Below are 15,824 nucleotides of genomic sequence, written 5' to 3'. Positions count from 1 at the left end.
ATAAATGGATGGTTGAAATTTTCTTAAGTATTGAATATGGCATGAGTATGAAGTATGGAAGGAAAATTGATGAAAAACTTGTTATACTAATAATACTGTAATACGGAGTGTGTAAAATGACCGTTTCAAAATTAACTGTAAGTGAAGCATTACGCTTTGCGAATCACGACTATTTGAATCAGCTTCATTTAATCCAGATGAACTTAGATTTAGGACGAGTGGACGAGGCGAAAAAGGTAATTTTTGACCAGTCTGAACATTGTAAAATGCTTTCGAACATCAATCGACTTCAATTAACGGAAACAGTGGAATGGCTTCATACCCTGAGTTGGCGTTATCCGGCTTTACAACTAAGCATGACAAGTAATGTAAACGCACCAATACAAAGCAAGTACGATGAAGCGATTGTTCAATACTTGGAAAACACAATTATTCATGTTTACGACAAGCTTGATCCATATGAAGAGCATCAATTACTGTTAAACATCGAAACATATGAAGAGAAATGGAATATTTCATTTCATTTAAAGGGAAAATGGGAACAGTCGCCATTTTCAATAGAACAGAATATTTTTAATGTGGAAACATATGAACAAACGAATACAAGTTGGAAATATGTTCTTCACATATGAGGAGTGAAAGAAATGTTTGTCGATCACGTAAAGATTTATGTTAAAGGTGGAGACGGCGGGGATGGAATGGTTGCCTTCCGTCGTGAAAAATATGTACCGAATGGTGGTCCTGCAGGTGGAGACGGAGCACGAGGCGGTAACGTTATATTTGAAGTAGAAGAAGGTTTACGTACGCTAATGGATTTCCGTTACAAACGTCACTTCAAAGCTGAACGTGGAGAGCACGGAATGAGTAAAGGGATGCACGGTCGTCGTGCAGAAGATTTAATCGTAAAAGTGCCACCAGGAACAGTTGTGATGAATGCTGAAACAAAAACAGTCATTGCCGATTTAGTTGAACATGGTCAACAAGCTGTAATTGCTAAAGCAGGCCGTGGCGGACGTGGTAACTGCCGTTTTGCGACACCTTCTAACCCAGCACCAGAATTAGCCGAAAAAGGCGAACCAGGTCAAGAGCTGGAAGTAATTTTAGAATTGAAAGTATTGGCGGATGTTGGATTAGTTGGTTTCCCTTCTGTTGGTAAATCAACATTACTTTCTGTTGTTTCTTCTGCAAAACCTAAAATCGGCGCTTATCACTTTACAACAATCGTACCGAACTTAGGCATGGTGGAAACTGATGATGGCCGTTCATTCGCAATGGCAGATTTACCTGGTCTTATCGAGGGTGCGCACCAAGGTGTCGGATTAGGAATGCAGTTCCTGCGTCACATTGAGCGTACACGTGTAATCGTACACGTAATCGATATGTCCGGTATGGAAGGCCGCGAACCTTATGATGATTATGTAACAATTAACAACGAGCTTGAACAATATAACTTACGATTACTTGAGCGTCCTCAAATTGTCGTTGCAAACAAAATGGATATGCCGAATGCCGAAGAAAACTTGAAAGAGTTTAAAAAGAAAGTGGGAGAAGATGTAAAGGTCTTCCCGGTTTCAGCGGTTTCTCGTCAAGGGTTAAAGCCATTACTATTTGAAATTGCGGATCTTTTAGAAGTGACACCGGAGTTCTTATTACACGATGTACTTGAAGAAGAATCAGATGCAGTCGTAATGTACAAGCATGAAGGCCAAGGCGGCGACTTCGAAATTTCACGTGATGACGATGGTGCATATGTTCTTTCAGGATACACAATCGAACGCCTATTCAAAATGACGGACTTCAGCCGTGAAGACGGTATTCGACGCTTTGCTCGCCAATTACGTGCGATGGGTGTCGATGAAGAGTTACGTAAACGCGGTGCCCAAAACGGCGATACTGTACGTTTAATGGAATTCGAATTTGACTTTGTCGACTAATTAAGTGGGGGATGACGATGAAAAACGTAGCAAATCAGCGATATTATTTAGTGCGTGAAGATGTCCTGACAGATGCGATGCAAAAAACATTGGAAGCAAAACAATTATTGCAAAAAGGATCTGTTTCATCTATATGGGATGCGGTAAAAGAAGTGGATTTATCTCGAAGCGCATTTTATAAATATCGTGATGCAGTTTTTCCTTTCCATTCGATTGTGCAAGAGCGTATTTTAACAGTTTTCATTCAATTGCAAGATCGAAAAGGTACACTTGCCAAATTACTCGAAACTGTATCTGATGCACATTGCAATGTTCTGACGATTCATCAGACGATTCCGATTCAAGGACGTGCCAATGTGACGCTTTCTTTAGATGTTACAAGCATGTCTTATGAGCTGGATGAACTTATTCGCAGCTTAAATCAACTTGAATTTATCGAATCTGCTGAAGTAATCAGTTCTGGCGCATTTTAACTTTCCTTTGAAGAGCAATGTTGTTTAACAGAAAAAGTGAGATGTTCCGGTGCAAATACATCAGGATATAATAAATAAAATTGCTGTCCAATGTGTTTTAGGGCATTTTGGACAGCTTTTCTTATAGGATAAATTTCCAGAAAATTTAGAACTTATGATCGAGGTGCTTATTGATGTCAGAAAAAAATTGGGAAAAAAGAGTTGCTTACCTAGGTCCGGAAGCATCATTTACATATTTAGCAACAAAGGGACTATTTCCGCATGATTGGCATATTCCGTACAAGTCGATTCCGGAATGCATTGAAGCGGTATCGGAAGGGAAAGTTGAGCTGGCGGTAGTCCCGGTGGAAAATGCACTGGAAGGTTCTGTTCCGCTAACAATTGACTACTTGTACCATGAATCCGAGCTTTTCGTTACAGCTGAAGTGATGTCGAAAATTCAACAGCATTTATTAGTGAATAAAAAGTTTGCGGAAAATAAAGAGGCAATCGAGGAGATTTATTCACATCCGCATGCTTTAGCACAGTGCCATAAATATTTATATTATAAACATGGAGGGGTAAGACAGACATCGTATTCTTCAACTGCTGCCGCAGCAGAGCTTGTATCCCAAACTGAAGACCGCTGTATTGCTGCCGTTGCGAACTTTTCTGCCGCTGAAAAATATAATTTACATATACTCGAACACAATATCCATGATTTCCATTTTAATCATACGCGCTTCTTCGTTTTATCGAAGCAAAATATAAAGCATGGTTTAGTACCGTTGCAGGCACAACCGAAAACTACGTTTATGCTTACATTACCGACAGATGTATCTGGTGCGCTTCATCAAGTACTTTCGGTATTTGCATGGCGTAAACTGAACTTGAGTAAGATTGAATCACGACCACTTAAAACAGGACTGGGGAATTATTTCTTCATTACTGATATACTAGCAGATGAAGAGGAACCGATGATGAAAGGTGCAGTGGAAGAACTGATTGCACTAGGCTGCAAAGTGAAGTCACTCGGTACATATTATACATACGTCACACCAGAGTGAGGTGAAGAGCATGAAGCGAATCCTATTATTTGATGGAGAGTGCAATTTCTGTGATGCAAGTGTCCAGTTTATTATTAAACGTGACCCGAAAGCATTGTTTCAGTTTGCGTCGCTGCAAAGTGAGGTTGGAAGGGCATTGTTAAAAGAGTATGATGTGCCGGAAAACACAGATAGTATTGTGTTTATAGAAGACGACCAGCATTTTACGGAATCGACGGCCGCACTTAAAATTACACGAAACTTATCAGGTTTGTGGAAGCTGTTTTACGTATTTGTGGTTGTACCAAAACCCGTTCGTGATCTTGTGTATCGCTGGATTGCCAAAAATCGCTACAAATGGTTCGGAAAAAAGCAGGAATGTATGCTACCGTCACCGGAACAGCGAAAACGATTTTTATAAAATGTACAGGTGCACTCTGCTTCATGCGGAGTGCTTTTTTTGTTCGGATTTTTATGAGAACAGTGGGGTGCGGTTATTAGAAGAAATGTGGCTTTTATTAGGAAATACAATGAGTTTATTAAATTCTAATAGTGTAGGGTTGAAAAGAATATACATGACATACATATTAGAACATTGCTGTGGGATATTAGAAAATATCATTAGGATATTTGAATATCCAGCTGCGATATTAGAAAAAAGCAAACCATTATTAGAACATCGAAACGATATTTTAGAAAATCGACAATTTATTCAAAGATAAAAATTTTTATTAGAAGTTCTGTAATTATATTAGAATTTTCCTTATGAAAATCAAACTTTCCTAAAACGAGGCTCGTCTAATTGATGAAAGGAGGTATTTAGGTGGAAAGTTATTTAATAAATGATACCGCTAATTTATCAAATGAAATGATTATAGATGAATTAATGCAACAGTACGGGGAAGAGATATTAAAGCTTGTTATGCAATATGTACATAATCATTCGGTTGCCGAGGATCTGACGCAGGAAATTTTCGTGAAATGCTACAAGGCACTCCCTTCTTTTCAATATGGTTCATCGTTAAAAACATGGCTTTGGCGCATTGCAATTAATCATTCAAAAGATTATTTGAAAAGCTGGTATGCCAAAAATGTCGAAGCAAAAGATGATGAAGTTTTTATGAAAGTAGAAAGCGGTATGTCCGTTGAACAAGAAGTCATACAGCAGCAGGAAGATAATAACTTAGTCAAGGCGGTCATGGCACTGCCGGTCAAATATCGTGAAGTTATTTACTTGTGCTATTACGAAGATCAGACGATGAAGGAAATGGCCGAAGTACTGCAAATTAGTGAAAACACGGTAAAAACAAGGCTTAGAAAAGGAAAGCAGCTATTAAAAAAACATCTGGAGCGTGAAGAAAATGGATGATCGTTTAAAAAATTTAAAAAAAGCGATGGATCGCACCGCATTTTCCAACACAAAGTTCACAGAGCAGCATAAAGAAAATGTCCAACGACAGTTAAACATCGATGAGTTGAAAAGGGTAATTTTATCACTTTTAATTGAAGCAAAGTCCGGTATTGAAATTACGCAATTACTGCATGTAAGGGGAATACAGGATGTAATCGATAATGAGGGAATCATCTATTCAATTCTTCATGAACAGGAAAGGAATGGGTTTGTGCTCGCAAATTGGACGGACGGCGTTAAGCGGTATGAGTTAACGAAGACCGGAAAAAAACAATTACAGCAAGAGGGACAAATCAAACTGACATTGAAGGAGCGTCTATTGGGGGTGCGTATGCATGCAGAGTGAACGTTTTTTAAATAAAGTAACAGCCTTTATTCGTTCAAAAGAAGCTCAGGTACATGTATATGATGAATTAAAGCACCATATAGAACATTCGAAAAATGCCTGGTTAAAAAAAGGGTATACACCCGATGAAGCGGAACGAAAAGCAATTGATGAAATGGGCTCACCATCCGCACTCGGAAAATCGATGGACAAGATTCACCGGCCCAAAGTCGATTGGCTGCTGATTAGTTTAGTTGCTATTCTATTAGGGGCCAGCTTTATCCCGATTTTAACATTTGATAGTACCGTTATTTTTGGGGCAGACATGACTAATTATTTTATTCGAAACAAATGGCTGCACCTTCTTTGTGCCGTCCTATTGATAGCAGCACTGATGTATATCGATTATCGGAAGCTGGAGCGTTTCAGTCTAGCTATATATTTGGGTGCCCTTATTTTGTTAATGATATTAAAATATTTTCCGACAGCTATGGTTTCCGGGCAAAGCTATTTAATGGTAGGGCCGATACAGATTCAGGTTTGGACCGTTTTACCATTGCTGCTCATTGCTTGGGCAGGCTTTTTTACACAGAAGAAATTTAAAAGTTGGCAGTTAATCATCTTATTTGTTTTGCCGTTATGGTTTATTTTACGTGCGCCAAACCTGACAGCAGCCCTTATTTATGCGGGGGTCGTTACTATTTTGTTTTACTTAAGTGACTACTCGCTAAAATCGAAAATTTTGACAAGTATAACAGTGATTGGCTTAATCGCTAGTGCGGTGTTTCTGATGACTCCGCAGCTGCACCATTACCAGCTTGTACGTATCTATGCTTTTCTGAATCCGGAAAGCTATGCCACACAGGAAGGCTATATTTATCTGGCAATCAAAAATGCATTAAATGAAGCTGGGTGGTTTGGGGCAGAGACGATCCGATATATTCCGGAAGGGCATACAGATTTTGCTTTAGTACAGCTTATCCAGGAATTTGGTTACATTGCAGGAATTGCTGTCGTAACGGTATTATTCGCCATCGCAATTCGTATACTTTGGGAAGCAAAACAATTAACCCGTTCATATGGCAAAATGCTTGTAATCGGAGCAGTATCTTTTTATTGCATGCAGTTTGGATATTCTGTGGCAATGATTCTTGGTTGGTTGCCGATTATCGGATTATCGCTTCCTTTTATAAGTTACGGTTTTACATCTCTTCTAATAAACTCGTTTGTCATTGGGACTGCACTAAGCGTGTATCGCCGGAAAACATTCATAGGGAGTGGAGCGCAGCAGAACTAATCATAAAAAAACAGCTTATTCATGTGACAGGGTGTCTTTTGAATAAGCTGTTTTATCTTAGTTTTCAATTAAAAACCCGCGCTGACGTAATTTCTCTTCTGCCAGATTCAAGCTTTCTTCAGAAGTTGAGCTAATGACATGTAAGTGTGTACCGTCCGTTAATGCAGAAAGATAAAGGGCATTAGTTTCTTGGACGCGTTTTACAAAATGCTCCACTTCCAAGCGGTTTGATACCATAATCGAAGCGGTAATTTCTCCGTATACCGGATGCTCGACTATAACGCTTTCAACCATAACCCCACAGTCGACCAATATGAAAAGTTCTTCTTTTGCCTCATTTGGATTGTGCATACATACAATTTTTCGTTGAAGGCGTGTTTGCTGGACATTGTGCATATAAATATACCCTTGGCTTGTTGCTACAATCGGTTCATTTCGTGCTTTCAATAAATTCATATCATTGACGATGACTTGTCTTGAAACATTTGTACGCTTCGCCAAATCTGTACCTGTCATTGGCTGTTCAGCCGTTTTTAACAATGCAAGTAGTTCCAAACGCCGTTCTTCACCTAATAATTTTTTCAATATATTCACCTCAATTAGCATACCAGTTCCTTTTCATCTTATCATATTTACCGCTTGCTAAGCGTGAACATTGTGGCAATAGCACAATTTGTGCATATGCTATTACGAGAAAAGGAGGAAAGAAGTGCGCGTTCATATTGTTCAAAAGGGAGACACTTTGTGGAAAATCGCGAAGCAATACGCGGTTGGCTTTGATGAATTAAAGCGATTAAATGCCCATTTAGCAAACCCTGATTATATTGTTCCGGGGATGGAAATTTATTTACCGGACACGACAGCGAAAAAAGAAATGCGGCAACCTGTGAAGGAACAGCCGAAATCTGTTAAAGAGCAGCCGGTACAAATGCCTGCACCAGCTCCGGCACCGAAGAAAGAGCATATCGTTAAGCCGGCACCAGTGCCTGTACCAACACCGGCACCTATGCCGATGCCACAGCCGCAAAAGCCGATTTGGCAAGGGGATATTTATTTCCAGCCACCGGCACCACAGCCGATGCCGATGCCAATGCCAATGCCAAACTGGCAAACACATGTACATGTTCAGCCGACATTTGAAAATACGGTGACAGCACCGCAACCAATGCCATTGCCACAGCAACCGGTTATTCAACAACCTCCGCAGCAACCACAACAACCGATTTTTATCGAACAACCACACTATATTCAGCCGATGCCAATGCCGATGCCGCAAATGCCTGTGTGTCCAACATGTCACCACATGCCAATGCCGATGCCAATGCCGATGCCACAAATGCCAGTATGTTCAAAATGTCATCAAATGGCAATGGAATCTCCGATGCACATGCAATCAATGCCAATGCACATGCATCCAATGCCGATGCCTCAAATGCATGGATGTTCAAAATGTAACCAAATGGCAATGGAATCCCCGATGCAAATGCAACCAAATATGTACATGGAGCCAATGCCAATGCCAATGTCGATGCCGATGCAAATGCAAATGCAGCCGATTTTTAATGAAGAGTCTTCATTAAAGAAAGACCATTGCCATGATAAAGATCACCTAGTGCACCAGTATTATGAAGAAATTGACCACATGATGCGTCAACCTAACCCTTGTTACCCACACATGATGCCATATCAAGAAAATTCAATGCAGCACATGATGCCATATCCAGCAAATACGATGCCCCAAATGCACCAAATGCCACATCCGCCTAAGTCATGTCAATAGTAATTAAAGAGAATTGCTGGAAGTGGGATACACATAAAGGGTCCTTTTTTATGAAGTACTATGAGAATGGTTTTGTGGCGCAGAAAGTTAAAGCGATTCATCGAGAGCTTGAAAATATACAATTTCCATATCATATTCCACTTGTAGAAAATGAAGAGCCGCATATATTAAAGCAGTTTTGGTTTGAAGGGAAAAGTGCGGAGTATAAACGGTTTGAACATCAGCAGCTTTCCCTGCATGCAATCGAAAAACTGCATGAAACATGTGAAGTCATTCCTTGGGCGGAAACAGGCATCTTGTCCACATATCGATTAGAGGAGAAGTGGAAGAGGAGATTTGAGCGTTTTATCCATCATGAAAGAGAACTAAGACGTTTATTAAAAAGCAATTATGATATTTTAGTCAACCATGCTTCCTATGCCTTAGGTTTAATGGCTCAAATAACAGTTCCGAGTGAAAAGCAAACGATTTTACATGGGGATGTTGTTCATCATAATGTGATGCTACGTGGTGAAGACGTGAAACTTATTGATTTTGATTTAGCTTCTTTAGGGGAAGCCTCAGATGAAATTATTTTATGGCTTCATCGCGTATTGCCGCATGTTCAGTATGAAATACAACCGCTTGTAAATGACCACCATTATTTGCATAAAGCGCAGGAAAAGCTTCATTATCTGTTTTTCCCGAATGAAATATTAAGGGAATGTCTGTTTTATCTAAAACTCAGCGACCGTCAAAAGCTTTCCTGCTATCCGTTTATTCAATCGATTGTTTATGACTGGATGAAAAATTACGATTCTTTTGCAAGACAGATCGATACATTGCAAAAGTAATTGGCAGTTTATAATCGATGTTAGATGGAGAAGAATATGATAAACTATTAAAGGCTGTCTTAAAGGACGGTCTTTTCTTTTTGAACCAACATACGTTCGGTAATTCACAACTCTTATGCTATAATAGAGCGAGAAATGTGAGGGATAAAACGATGTATGATTATTTAAAAGGACAGGTTACAAGGGTTACACCCGAGTATATTGTATTAGAGCAACAAGGCATTGGCTGGATGCTGTATACGCCAAATCCATTTGCATTCCGTACATCTGCAAGCGAACAGCAAATATATGTATCCTTGCAAGTGCGTGAAGATGCCCAAAATTTATACGGGTTCAATAGTTTGGAGCAGCGTGAATTATTTAAAAAGCTAATTCAAGTTTCGGGCATTGGTCCAAAGGGCGCGCTTGCTATTTTAGCGAGCGGTAATCCGACTTCAGTCATTCAGGCAATTGAAATGGAAGATGAAGCATTTTTAATCCGTTTCCCGGGCGTCGGGAAAAAAACAGCACGTCAAATGATTCTCGATCTAAAAGGGAAGCTGGACATGCTGCTTGATCACGTCGAGTTACCAAGTGCAGAAAATGAGCTGCCATTGTTTGGAGTGAATCCGAATGAACATGAATTGCAGGAAGCGATGCTGGCACTTGTCGCATTAGGCTATTCAGAAAAGGAATTAGACAAAATCAGACCGCAATTAAGTGAAGATGATAAGTTAACGACGACAGACGCCTATATTAAACAGGCATTGAAGCTGTTGTTGAAATTGAAATAAAAAGGAGTGAGAAGCATGTCAGACCGTGTACTTTCTGGTGAAGCAACAGATGCCGAGCAGCAGTTTGAGCTTTCTTTAAGACCGCAACGTTTAGCGCAATACATAGGCCAAGATAAAGTGAAAGAAAACCTGAAAATATTTATCGAAGCCGCTAAGCTACGTCAGGAAAGTCTTGACCATGTTCTCCTTTATGGTCCACCTGGTTTAGGGAAGACGACGTTAGCGATTGTCATAGCGAACGAGATGGATGTAAATGTAAAGATGACGAGCGGTCCTGCGATTGAGCGACCTGGTGATTTAGCAGCGATTTTAAGCTCTCTTGAAGCAGGGGATGTGCTTTTTATCGATGAAATCCATCGCCTGCCAAGAGCGATTGAAGAAGTGCTTTATTCTGCGATGGAAGATTTCTGTCTGGATATCGTAGTCGGAAAAGGTCCTGAAGCCCGTTCGATCCGATTGGAGTTGCCGCCATTTACACTCGTTGGTGCAACAACGAGAGCAGGTGCTTTATCTGCACCGCTTCGTGACCGTTTTGGTGTTTTATCGCGACTGGAATATTATGATGAGCAGTCATTAGCCGAAATTGTTATCCGTTCCGGTGAATTGTTTGGTGTTGTGCTGGATAAGCATGCGGCATTTGAAATTGCCCGCAGATCCCGAGGGACACCTCGTATCGCAAATCGATTGTTAAAACGTGTCCGTGACTATGCACAAGTATTGGCAGATGGCATTGTTTCCACAAATTTGGCGGAACAGGCACTCGAACTGCTGCAAGTTGATCCACGAGGACTTGATCATATCGATCATAAATTGATGCAGTCAATGATTGAACGATTTGGCGGAGGTCCTGTCGGATTGGATGCATTAGCGGCATCGATCGGAGAAGAGCGTATTACGATTGAAGATGTATATGAACCATATTTATTGCAAATCGGATTTATTCAACGAACACCACGCGGCCGAATCGCGACAAATCTTTGTTACGACCATTTCGGTTATCCGCAGACACAAAAAGAATAGAAGGAAGTTTTGAACGTGAAAGTAGAAGATTTTGATTTTTATTTACCAGAGGAATTAATTGCCCAAACACCATTATTGGATCGTACAGCGAGTCGTTTAATGGTAGTGAATCCGAACTCATTGGAAGTCGAGCATCACACATTTGGTCATATTTTAGATGAGTTAAATGCAGGGGATTGCCTTGTACTAAATGATACACGTGTACTACCTGCACGCTTAATGGGTGTTAAAGCAGATACTGGCGCGAACATTGAATTGTTGCTGTTAAAACAGACAAATGACGATGAGTGGGAGACGTTAGTAAAACCTGCAAAACGTGTTAAAACAGGCACTGTCGTTACATTTGGTGATGGGTTGTTGACTGCGACTTGCACAGGTGAACTGGATCACGGTGGCCGTACCTTTAAATTCACATATGACGGGATTTTTTATGAAATTTTAGACCAACTGGGTGAAATGCCATTACCGCCATATATTCGTGAAAAGTTGGAAGACCAAGATCGTTATCAAACGGTTTATGCGAAAGAGCGTGGTTCTGCAGCAGCACCAACAGCTGGCCTTCATTTTACACAGCCATTACTTGAAGCAATTAAAGCAAAGGGTGTTGAAGTCGTATTTATTACACTGCATGTGGGACTTGGTACATTCCGACCTGTCAGTGTGGATTCGATTGAGGACCATGATATGCACTCTGAATTTTACAGTGTGTCAGAAGAGGCAGCGGCTGTAATTGAACGTGTCAAACAAGCTGGAGGCAAAGTTATTTCGGTAGGGACAACTTCAACCCGTACTCTTGAAACAGTTGCATCGAAAAATGACGGTAAAATTGTCGCTTCTCATGGTTGGACAAATATTTTCATTTATCCGGGCTATGAATATAAAGCAATCGACGGCCTGATTACAAACTTCCATTTACCGAAGTCAACATTAGTGATGCTTGTCAGCGCACTCGCTTCGAAAGAAACAATTATGAACGCTTATGAACAAGCCGTTAAAGAAAAATACCGTTTCTTCAGCTTTGGCGATGCCATGTTTATCCGTCCGGCTAAGTAATTTGCAATTAAACAAAAACCTATATACAATAATAATTTGTGCAACACCTACTAAACTTAGTAGGTGTTTTCATTCGAAGTACTGTATTTACTTTAGAAACGAGAGGATTTTTTTATATGACTGAAACAACAAAACAACCACCAATTCGTTATGAATTGATTAAAACATGTGCACAGACAGGTGCGCGTTTAGGTATTGTCCATACACCACACGGTTCCTTTGAAACACCAACATTTATGCCAGTTGGTACACAAGCGACAGTAAAAGCAATGAGCCCTGAAGAATTAAAAGAAATGAATGCAGGTATTATTCTGTCAAACACATATCACCTATGGTTGCGTCCGGGTAATGATATCGTGAAAGAAGCAGGTGGACTGCATAAATTCATGAACTGGGATCGTCCAATTTTAACCGATTCAGGCGGTTTCCAAGTATTCTCATTATCTAAGTTCCGTAAAATCGAAGAAGAAGGCGTTTATTTCCGAAACCATTTAAATGGCGACAAGCTGTTTTTATCACCGGAAAAAGCGATGGAAATCCAAAACGACTTAGGTTCTGATATTATGATGGCATTTGATGAATGTCCGCCTTTCCCGGCAACATACGAATACATGGAAGCATCTGTTGACCGCACAACACGTTGGGCAAAACGCTGTAAAGAAGCACATCAACGCCCGGAAGAGCAAGGGCTGTTCGGTATTATTCAAGGCGGGGAATATGAAGAGCTGCGCCGTAAATCGGCTGAAGCATTAGTAGAGCTCGATTTCCCTGGTTATGCAATCGGCGGTTTATCAGTTGGTGAGCCGAAAGATATTATGAATAAAGTATTGGACTTTACTGCACCGATGATGCCGGCAGATAAACCACGCTATTTAATGGGTGTCGGTTCACCGGACTCTTTAATCGATGGAGCAATGCGCGGCATCGATATGTTCGACTGTGTATTACCAACACGTATTGCACGTAACGGTACATTGATGACATCTGAAGGACGTATGGTCATCAAAAATGCGAAATATGCAAAAGACTTTACGCCAATCGATGAAAATTGCGATTGCTACACATGTAAAAACTATACACGCGCGTATGTGCGTCATTTATTGCGTACAGAAGAAACGTTCGGTTTACGTTTAACGTCATACCATAACTTACGCTTCCTTATTAAATTAATGGAAGATGTACGCCAGGCAATCCGCGAAGACCGTTTAGGCGATTTCAAAGAAGAGTTCTTTGAGAAGTACGGTTACAATAAACCGAATGCTAAAAATTTCTAAAAATATGTTCGAAATTCGAAATTCAATATAATTTTTTTGAGAAAAAAAAGAGTTTTTTGCGCAAAAACCTGCAATTCTATACTATACTAGGTAAGTGAGAAAGAGATAGAGAAAGGGGGCAATTTGAAAATGGAAGGTTTAGTACAATTTTTACCGATTATCGTAATGTTTGTTGCGATGTGGTTCATTTTAATTCGTCCGGCACAAAAACGTCAAAAAGCAACTGCTACAATGCAAAACAGCTTAAAACGTGGTGATAAAGTAGTTACTGTAGGTGGCTTACACGGAGAAGTAGATGCAATTGAAGATACGACTGTCTATTTATTAGTTGACGGAAATACACGTTTAAAATTCGAACGCCAAGCAATTGGCCGTATAGAATCGGTTTAAACGTTACATAAAAAAGCTTGTGGAGTTTAATTTTCCACAAGCTTTTTTGTATTTTTCATGCAATTTCGAACAAGCTATTGTATGAGAGGTGAATCAATTGGAAGATTATACATTAATTATATTTCGAACAATTGTTTTATATATTATATTACTAGTTGTTTTCCGCCTTATGGGCAAGCGTGAAGTTGGTGAGCTCAGTATTGTGGATTTGGCAATATTCGTGTTAATGGGTGAAATTGCTGCGATTGCATTGGACGATTATGATCGGCAGTTTTTCAAAGCCGTTTTGCCTATTATTTTATTGTTTCTGATTCAATACTTAAACTCCTGGCTCATATTAAAAAATAAAAAACTGCGCGACTTTATTGAAGGCGATCCGTCGCTTGTTATCCGCGACGGATATATTTGTGAAGCGGAAATGAAAAAGCAGCGCTATAATCTCGATGATTTACTCCAGCAATTACGTGAACAGGGAGTATGCTCTGTGCAGGATGTTGCCTACGCTTTTTTGGAGCAATCCGGAAAGCTATCGATTTACCAAAAAGATCAGGGCGGATTTATTTTACCTCTCATTTTGGATGGCTATGTTGACAAAAGACATTTAAAAATTATTGGTAAAGATGAAAAATGGCTCGTTCATGAATTATTGGTAAACGGTTATCCCAATATACGAGATATATTCTACTGCAGTTATGAAGACGGAAAGTGGTTTGTCCAATTACGAGCGCGAAAATATTGAACGAAGATAATGGAAATCGTTAAAACGGATTTGTTTTGTAATGAACAGTAACAGCAAGACAAACCCAATCGTAATTGCAACGCTTACGATAAGCGGCATTCCGGCAGCAATGATCGGCTGTACAAAACAAGTAAGGATGAAAATACCATACGGCAGAACGAAGAAGCGGAAACCTACATTAATCTTTTTCTGCTGTCTAATAGAAGCGATGTGTAAGAAGGACGTAATCAATACGCCAAAGCCTATAGCGATAATCGCGCCTTTTTCCTGAATGGCGGGTTGTGAGGCAAGGAAAAACAGTAAAAATAGCTTCCCTATTCCTCCATAGATGGAATTCATCATGGCAGCCTGTGCTTCATCTAGTGCTTGTAAGATGGAATGAAGCGGACTCTGTATATAATAAAAATAAAAAATAGGAGCCAATATTTTCATATAGCCACGATTTTCCTCAAGATGGAACAGTACCATAGTCAACTCATCGCCGTGTATGAAAAACACAGTAGCGGCCATACAGCCAATTAAAGAAGATAGTCGTAATGAATGTGTAATGCGTTTATTCAGCAACGGGTAATTATTGCTGGCTAGTGCGCTACTAACGGCAGGAATGAGTACAATTGCCAATGCAGCAGGAATGAAAGCCGGAAACAAGAGTAATGGTATATGCACACCTGAGATGATCCCGTACAATGTAGTTGCCGCGCCTGCAGCCAATCCTGAAACCGTCAGTGCTTTTAAGAAAATGATTGGTTCCAAAAACCATGTAAAGGTACCAAACAATTTACTGCCCGCTGAAGGCAGTGCAATATTAAATATCGGCTTTGTAAAGGAAGTGCCTGTTGAACCCTTTTTGAACATTCTACTCGAGCGTTTATAAAAGATCGCTAAAAACAGTAATGAAAAAACTTCTCCAATTGCTGTTATTCCCATAGCGGCTGCTGCCGTCAATGCAGGCGACTCTGAAATGAAGTACGGCAATAATACGACAATGAGACCAATTCGTACAAGCTGCTCAAGAAGCTGTGCCCATGCAGTTGGTGCAATTTTTGCTAAACCTTGTAAATATGCTTTTATTAAGCTTGAAAAAATAACGATTGGAATTGTGAAAAGGCTAATATAAAGAGTGAAAATAAGGTTTTCATTATGTAAAAGCACTTTTGCGATATACGGAATAGCAAAATAAATGAATGGGCTAAATAAAATAATTGATATAGCCGAAATTTTGATTGCAGTTTTCATTACCGATGTGACATGTTCCGTTTTCCGTTTCGCATGGTATTCGGCAATCAGCTTAGAGATGGCAATCGGAATACCTAATTGAATTAGCGAGATGAAAAATATAAATGTCGGGTAAGCCGTCATATAGAGTCCGACCGCTTCCTCCCCGGCAATACGCATAAACTGCATTCTGTACATAAACCCGAGACATTTTGAAATAAATATGACAAACATTAAAAATAATGTTCCTTTTAGAAATGAGCCCAAATAACTTCTACTTTC

18 protein-coding genes are annotated in these 15,824 nt (G+C 39.9%); 16 read left to right on the top strand and 2 right to left on the bottom strand.

The window, feature by feature from the left end; translation table 11 throughout:
- Positions 1–116 precede the first annotated feature (116 nt).
- From MHH44_RS14050 to MHH44_RS14015, 8 genes are all read left to right on the top strand, one after another.
- Positions 117–632 (top strand): Spo0B domain-containing protein, encoded by a 516-nt coding sequence (locus MHH44_RS14050; RefSeq protein ID WP_008405211.1) that lies wholly within the window; start codon positions 117–119, stop codon positions 630–632.
- A gap of 12 nt (positions 633–644) precedes the next feature.
- On the top strand, positions 645–1,934 hold the full coding sequence (obgE, locus tag MHH44_RS14045) for a GTPase ObgE (protein WP_008405214.1): 1,290 nt from the start codon (positions 645–647) through the stop codon (positions 1,932–1,934).
- Positions 1,935–1,951: 17 nt separating this feature from the next.
- Positions 1,952–2,407 carry an ACT domain-containing protein gene (locus MHH44_RS14040; protein ID WP_008405215.1) on the top strand — a complete coding sequence of 152 codons (456 nt, stop codon included), beginning with the start codon at positions 1,952–1,954 and terminating at the stop codon, positions 2,405–2,407.
- Between the two features lie 173 nt (positions 2,408–2,580).
- Positions 2,581–3,453, top strand: a complete 873-nt coding sequence (gene pheA, locus MHH44_RS14035; protein ID WP_340798874.1) for a prephenate dehydratase — start codon at positions 2,581–2,583, stop codon at positions 3,451–3,453.
- A 10-nt stretch (positions 3,454–3,463) separates the two neighbouring features.
- Positions 3,464–3,853: a thiol-disulfide oxidoreductase DCC family protein gene (locus MHH44_RS14030; RefSeq protein ID WP_008405219.1), complete on the top strand. Its 390-nt coding sequence runs from the start codon at positions 3,464–3,466 to the stop codon at positions 3,851–3,853.
- A gap of 402 nt (positions 3,854–4,255) precedes the next feature.
- Positions 4,256–4,801: a sigma-70 family RNA polymerase sigma factor gene (locus tag MHH44_RS14025; protein WP_008405221.1), complete on the top strand. Its 546-nt coding sequence runs from the start codon at positions 4,256–4,258 to the stop codon at positions 4,799–4,801.
- On the top strand, positions 4,794–5,189 hold the full coding sequence (locus MHH44_RS14020; RefSeq protein WP_340735391.1) for a helix-turn-helix transcriptional regulator: 396 nt from the start codon (positions 4,794–4,796) through the stop codon (positions 5,187–5,189). Before MHH44_RS14025 ends, MHH44_RS14020 begins: the two co-directional genes overlap by 8 nt.
- Positions 5,179–6,465, top strand: coding sequence for an FtsW/RodA/SpoVE family cell cycle protein (locus MHH44_RS14015; RefSeq protein ID WP_340798873.1), 1,287 nt, complete (start codon positions 5,179–5,181; stop codon positions 6,463–6,465). The genes MHH44_RS14020 and MHH44_RS14015 overlap by 11 nt, the downstream gene beginning before the upstream one ends.
- Positions 6,466–6,522: 57 nt before the next feature.
- On the opposite strand, the gene MHH44_RS14010 is transcribed toward MHH44_RS14015, so the two are convergent.
- Complete coding sequence (locus MHH44_RS14010; RefSeq protein WP_014823343.1) at positions 6,523–7,050, bottom strand: transcription repressor NadR; 528 nt, start codon at positions 7,048–7,050, stop codon at positions 6,523–6,525.
- A 124-nt stretch (positions 7,051–7,174) separates the two neighbouring features.
- Between MHH44_RS14010 and MHH44_RS14005 the strand changes: the two genes are divergently transcribed.
- The 8 genes from MHH44_RS14005 (at position 7,175) to MHH44_RS13970 (ending at position 14,327) form a co-directional block, all read left to right on the top strand.
- Positions 7,175–8,245: a LysM peptidoglycan-binding domain-containing protein gene (locus tag MHH44_RS14005; protein WP_340798872.1), complete on the top strand. Its 1,071-nt coding sequence runs from the start codon at positions 7,175–7,177 to the stop codon at positions 8,243–8,245.
- Between the two features lie 50 nt (positions 8,246–8,295).
- Positions 8,296–9,078, top strand: coding sequence for a phosphotransferase (locus MHH44_RS14000; RefSeq protein WP_008405230.1), 783 nt, complete (start codon positions 8,296–8,298; stop codon positions 9,076–9,078).
- 152 nt (positions 9,079–9,230) lie between these two features.
- Positions 9,231–9,851, top strand: a complete 621-nt coding sequence (ruvA, locus tag MHH44_RS13995) for a Holliday junction branch migration protein RuvA (protein WP_008405232.1) — start codon at positions 9,231–9,233, stop codon at positions 9,849–9,851.
- A 15-nt stretch (positions 9,852–9,866) separates the two neighbouring features.
- A complete protein-coding gene (gene ruvB / locus MHH44_RS13990; RefSeq protein WP_008405234.1) occupies positions 9,867–10,871 on the top strand; it encodes a Holliday junction branch migration DNA helicase RuvB in 1,005 nt (334 codons plus the stop codon).
- A 15-nt stretch (positions 10,872–10,886) separates the two neighbouring features.
- On the top strand, positions 10,887–11,924 hold the full coding sequence (queA, locus tag MHH44_RS13985) for a tRNA preQ1(34) S-adenosylmethionine ribosyltransferase-isomerase QueA (RefSeq protein WP_014823347.1): 1,038 nt from the start codon (positions 10,887–10,889) through the stop codon (positions 11,922–11,924).
- Between the two features lie 116 nt (positions 11,925–12,040).
- Positions 12,041–13,198, top strand: coding sequence for a tRNA guanosine(34) transglycosylase Tgt (tgt, locus tag MHH44_RS13980; protein ID WP_008405238.1), 1,158 nt, complete (start codon positions 12,041–12,043; stop codon positions 13,196–13,198).
- 129 nt (positions 13,199–13,327) lie between these two features.
- The gene (yajC, locus tag MHH44_RS13975) at positions 13,328–13,588 is read left to right on the top strand and encodes a preprotein translocase subunit YajC (RefSeq protein ID WP_008405239.1); all 261 of its coding nucleotides are present in this window, start codon (positions 13,328–13,330) and stop codon (positions 13,586–13,588) included.
- A gap of 97 nt (positions 13,589–13,685) precedes the next feature.
- On the top strand, positions 13,686–14,327 hold the full coding sequence (locus tag MHH44_RS13970) for a DUF421 domain-containing protein (RefSeq protein WP_008407683.1): 642 nt from the start codon (positions 13,686–13,688) through the stop codon (positions 14,325–14,327).
- On the opposite strand, the gene MHH44_RS13965 is transcribed toward MHH44_RS13970, so the two are convergent.
- On the bottom strand, positions 14,307–15,776 hold the full coding sequence (locus MHH44_RS13965) for a putative polysaccharide biosynthesis protein (protein WP_231918638.1): 1,470 nt from the start codon (positions 15,774–15,776) through the stop codon (positions 14,307–14,309). The two genes, MHH44_RS13970 and MHH44_RS13965, sit on opposite strands and share 21 nt — an antisense overlap.
- Between the last annotated feature and the right edge of the window lie 48 nt (positions 15,777–15,824).

The organism is Solibacillus sp. FSL K6-1126 (assembly GCF_038003445.1).
Classification (GTDB): domain Bacteria; phylum Bacillota; class Bacilli; order Bacillales_A; family Planococcaceae; genus Solibacillus; species Solibacillus silvestris.
The sequence above is the reverse complement of the archived record's forward strand: the minus strand, read 5'-3'. Positions and strand labels throughout refer to the sequence as shown.

Bases quoted from the DNA above. Each gene is read 5' to 3' on its own strand.
- MHH44_RS14050 (WP_008405211.1), top strand. From the start codon at position 117: ATGACCGTTTCAAAATTAACTGTAAGTGAAGCATTACGCTTTGCGAAT.
- obgE (WP_008405214.1), top strand. From the start codon at position 645: ATGTTTGTCGATCACGTAAAGATTTATGTTAAAGGTGGAGACGGCGGG.
- MHH44_RS14040 (WP_008405215.1), top strand. From the start codon at position 1,952: ATGAAAAACGTAGCAAATCAGCGATATTATTTAGTGCGTGAAGATGTC.
- pheA (WP_340798874.1), top strand. From the start codon at position 2,581: ATGTCAGAAAAAAATTGGGAAAAAAGAGTTGCTTACCTAGGTCCGGAA.
- MHH44_RS14030 (WP_008405219.1), top strand. From the start codon at position 3,464: ATGAAGCGAATCCTATTATTTGATGGAGAGTGCAATTTCTGTGATGCA.
- MHH44_RS14020 (WP_340735391.1), top strand. From the start codon at position 4,794: ATGGATGATCGTTTAAAAAATTTAAAAAAAGCGATGGATCGCACCGCA.
- MHH44_RS14015 (WP_340798873.1), top strand. From the start codon at position 5,179: ATGCAGAGTGAACGTTTTTTAAATAAAGTAACAGCCTTTATTCGTTCA.
- MHH44_RS14000 (WP_008405230.1), top strand. From the start codon at position 8,296: ATGAAGTACTATGAGAATGGTTTTGTGGCGCAGAAAGTTAAAGCGATT.
- ruvA (WP_008405232.1), top strand. From the start codon at position 9,231: ATGTATGATTATTTAAAAGGACAGGTTACAAGGGTTACACCCGAGTAT.
- ruvB (WP_008405234.1), top strand. From the start codon at position 9,867: ATGTCAGACCGTGTACTTTCTGGTGAAGCAACAGATGCCGAGCAGCAG.
- tgt (WP_008405238.1), top strand. From the start codon at position 12,041: ATGACTGAAACAACAAAACAACCACCAATTCGTTATGAATTGATTAAA.
- yajC (WP_008405239.1), top strand. From the start codon at position 13,328: ATGGAAGGTTTAGTACAATTTTTACCGATTATCGTAATGTTTGTTGCG.
- MHH44_RS13965 (WP_231918638.1), bottom strand. From the start codon at position 15,776: ATGTTTGTCATATTTATTTCAAAATGTCTCGGGTTTATGTACAGAATG.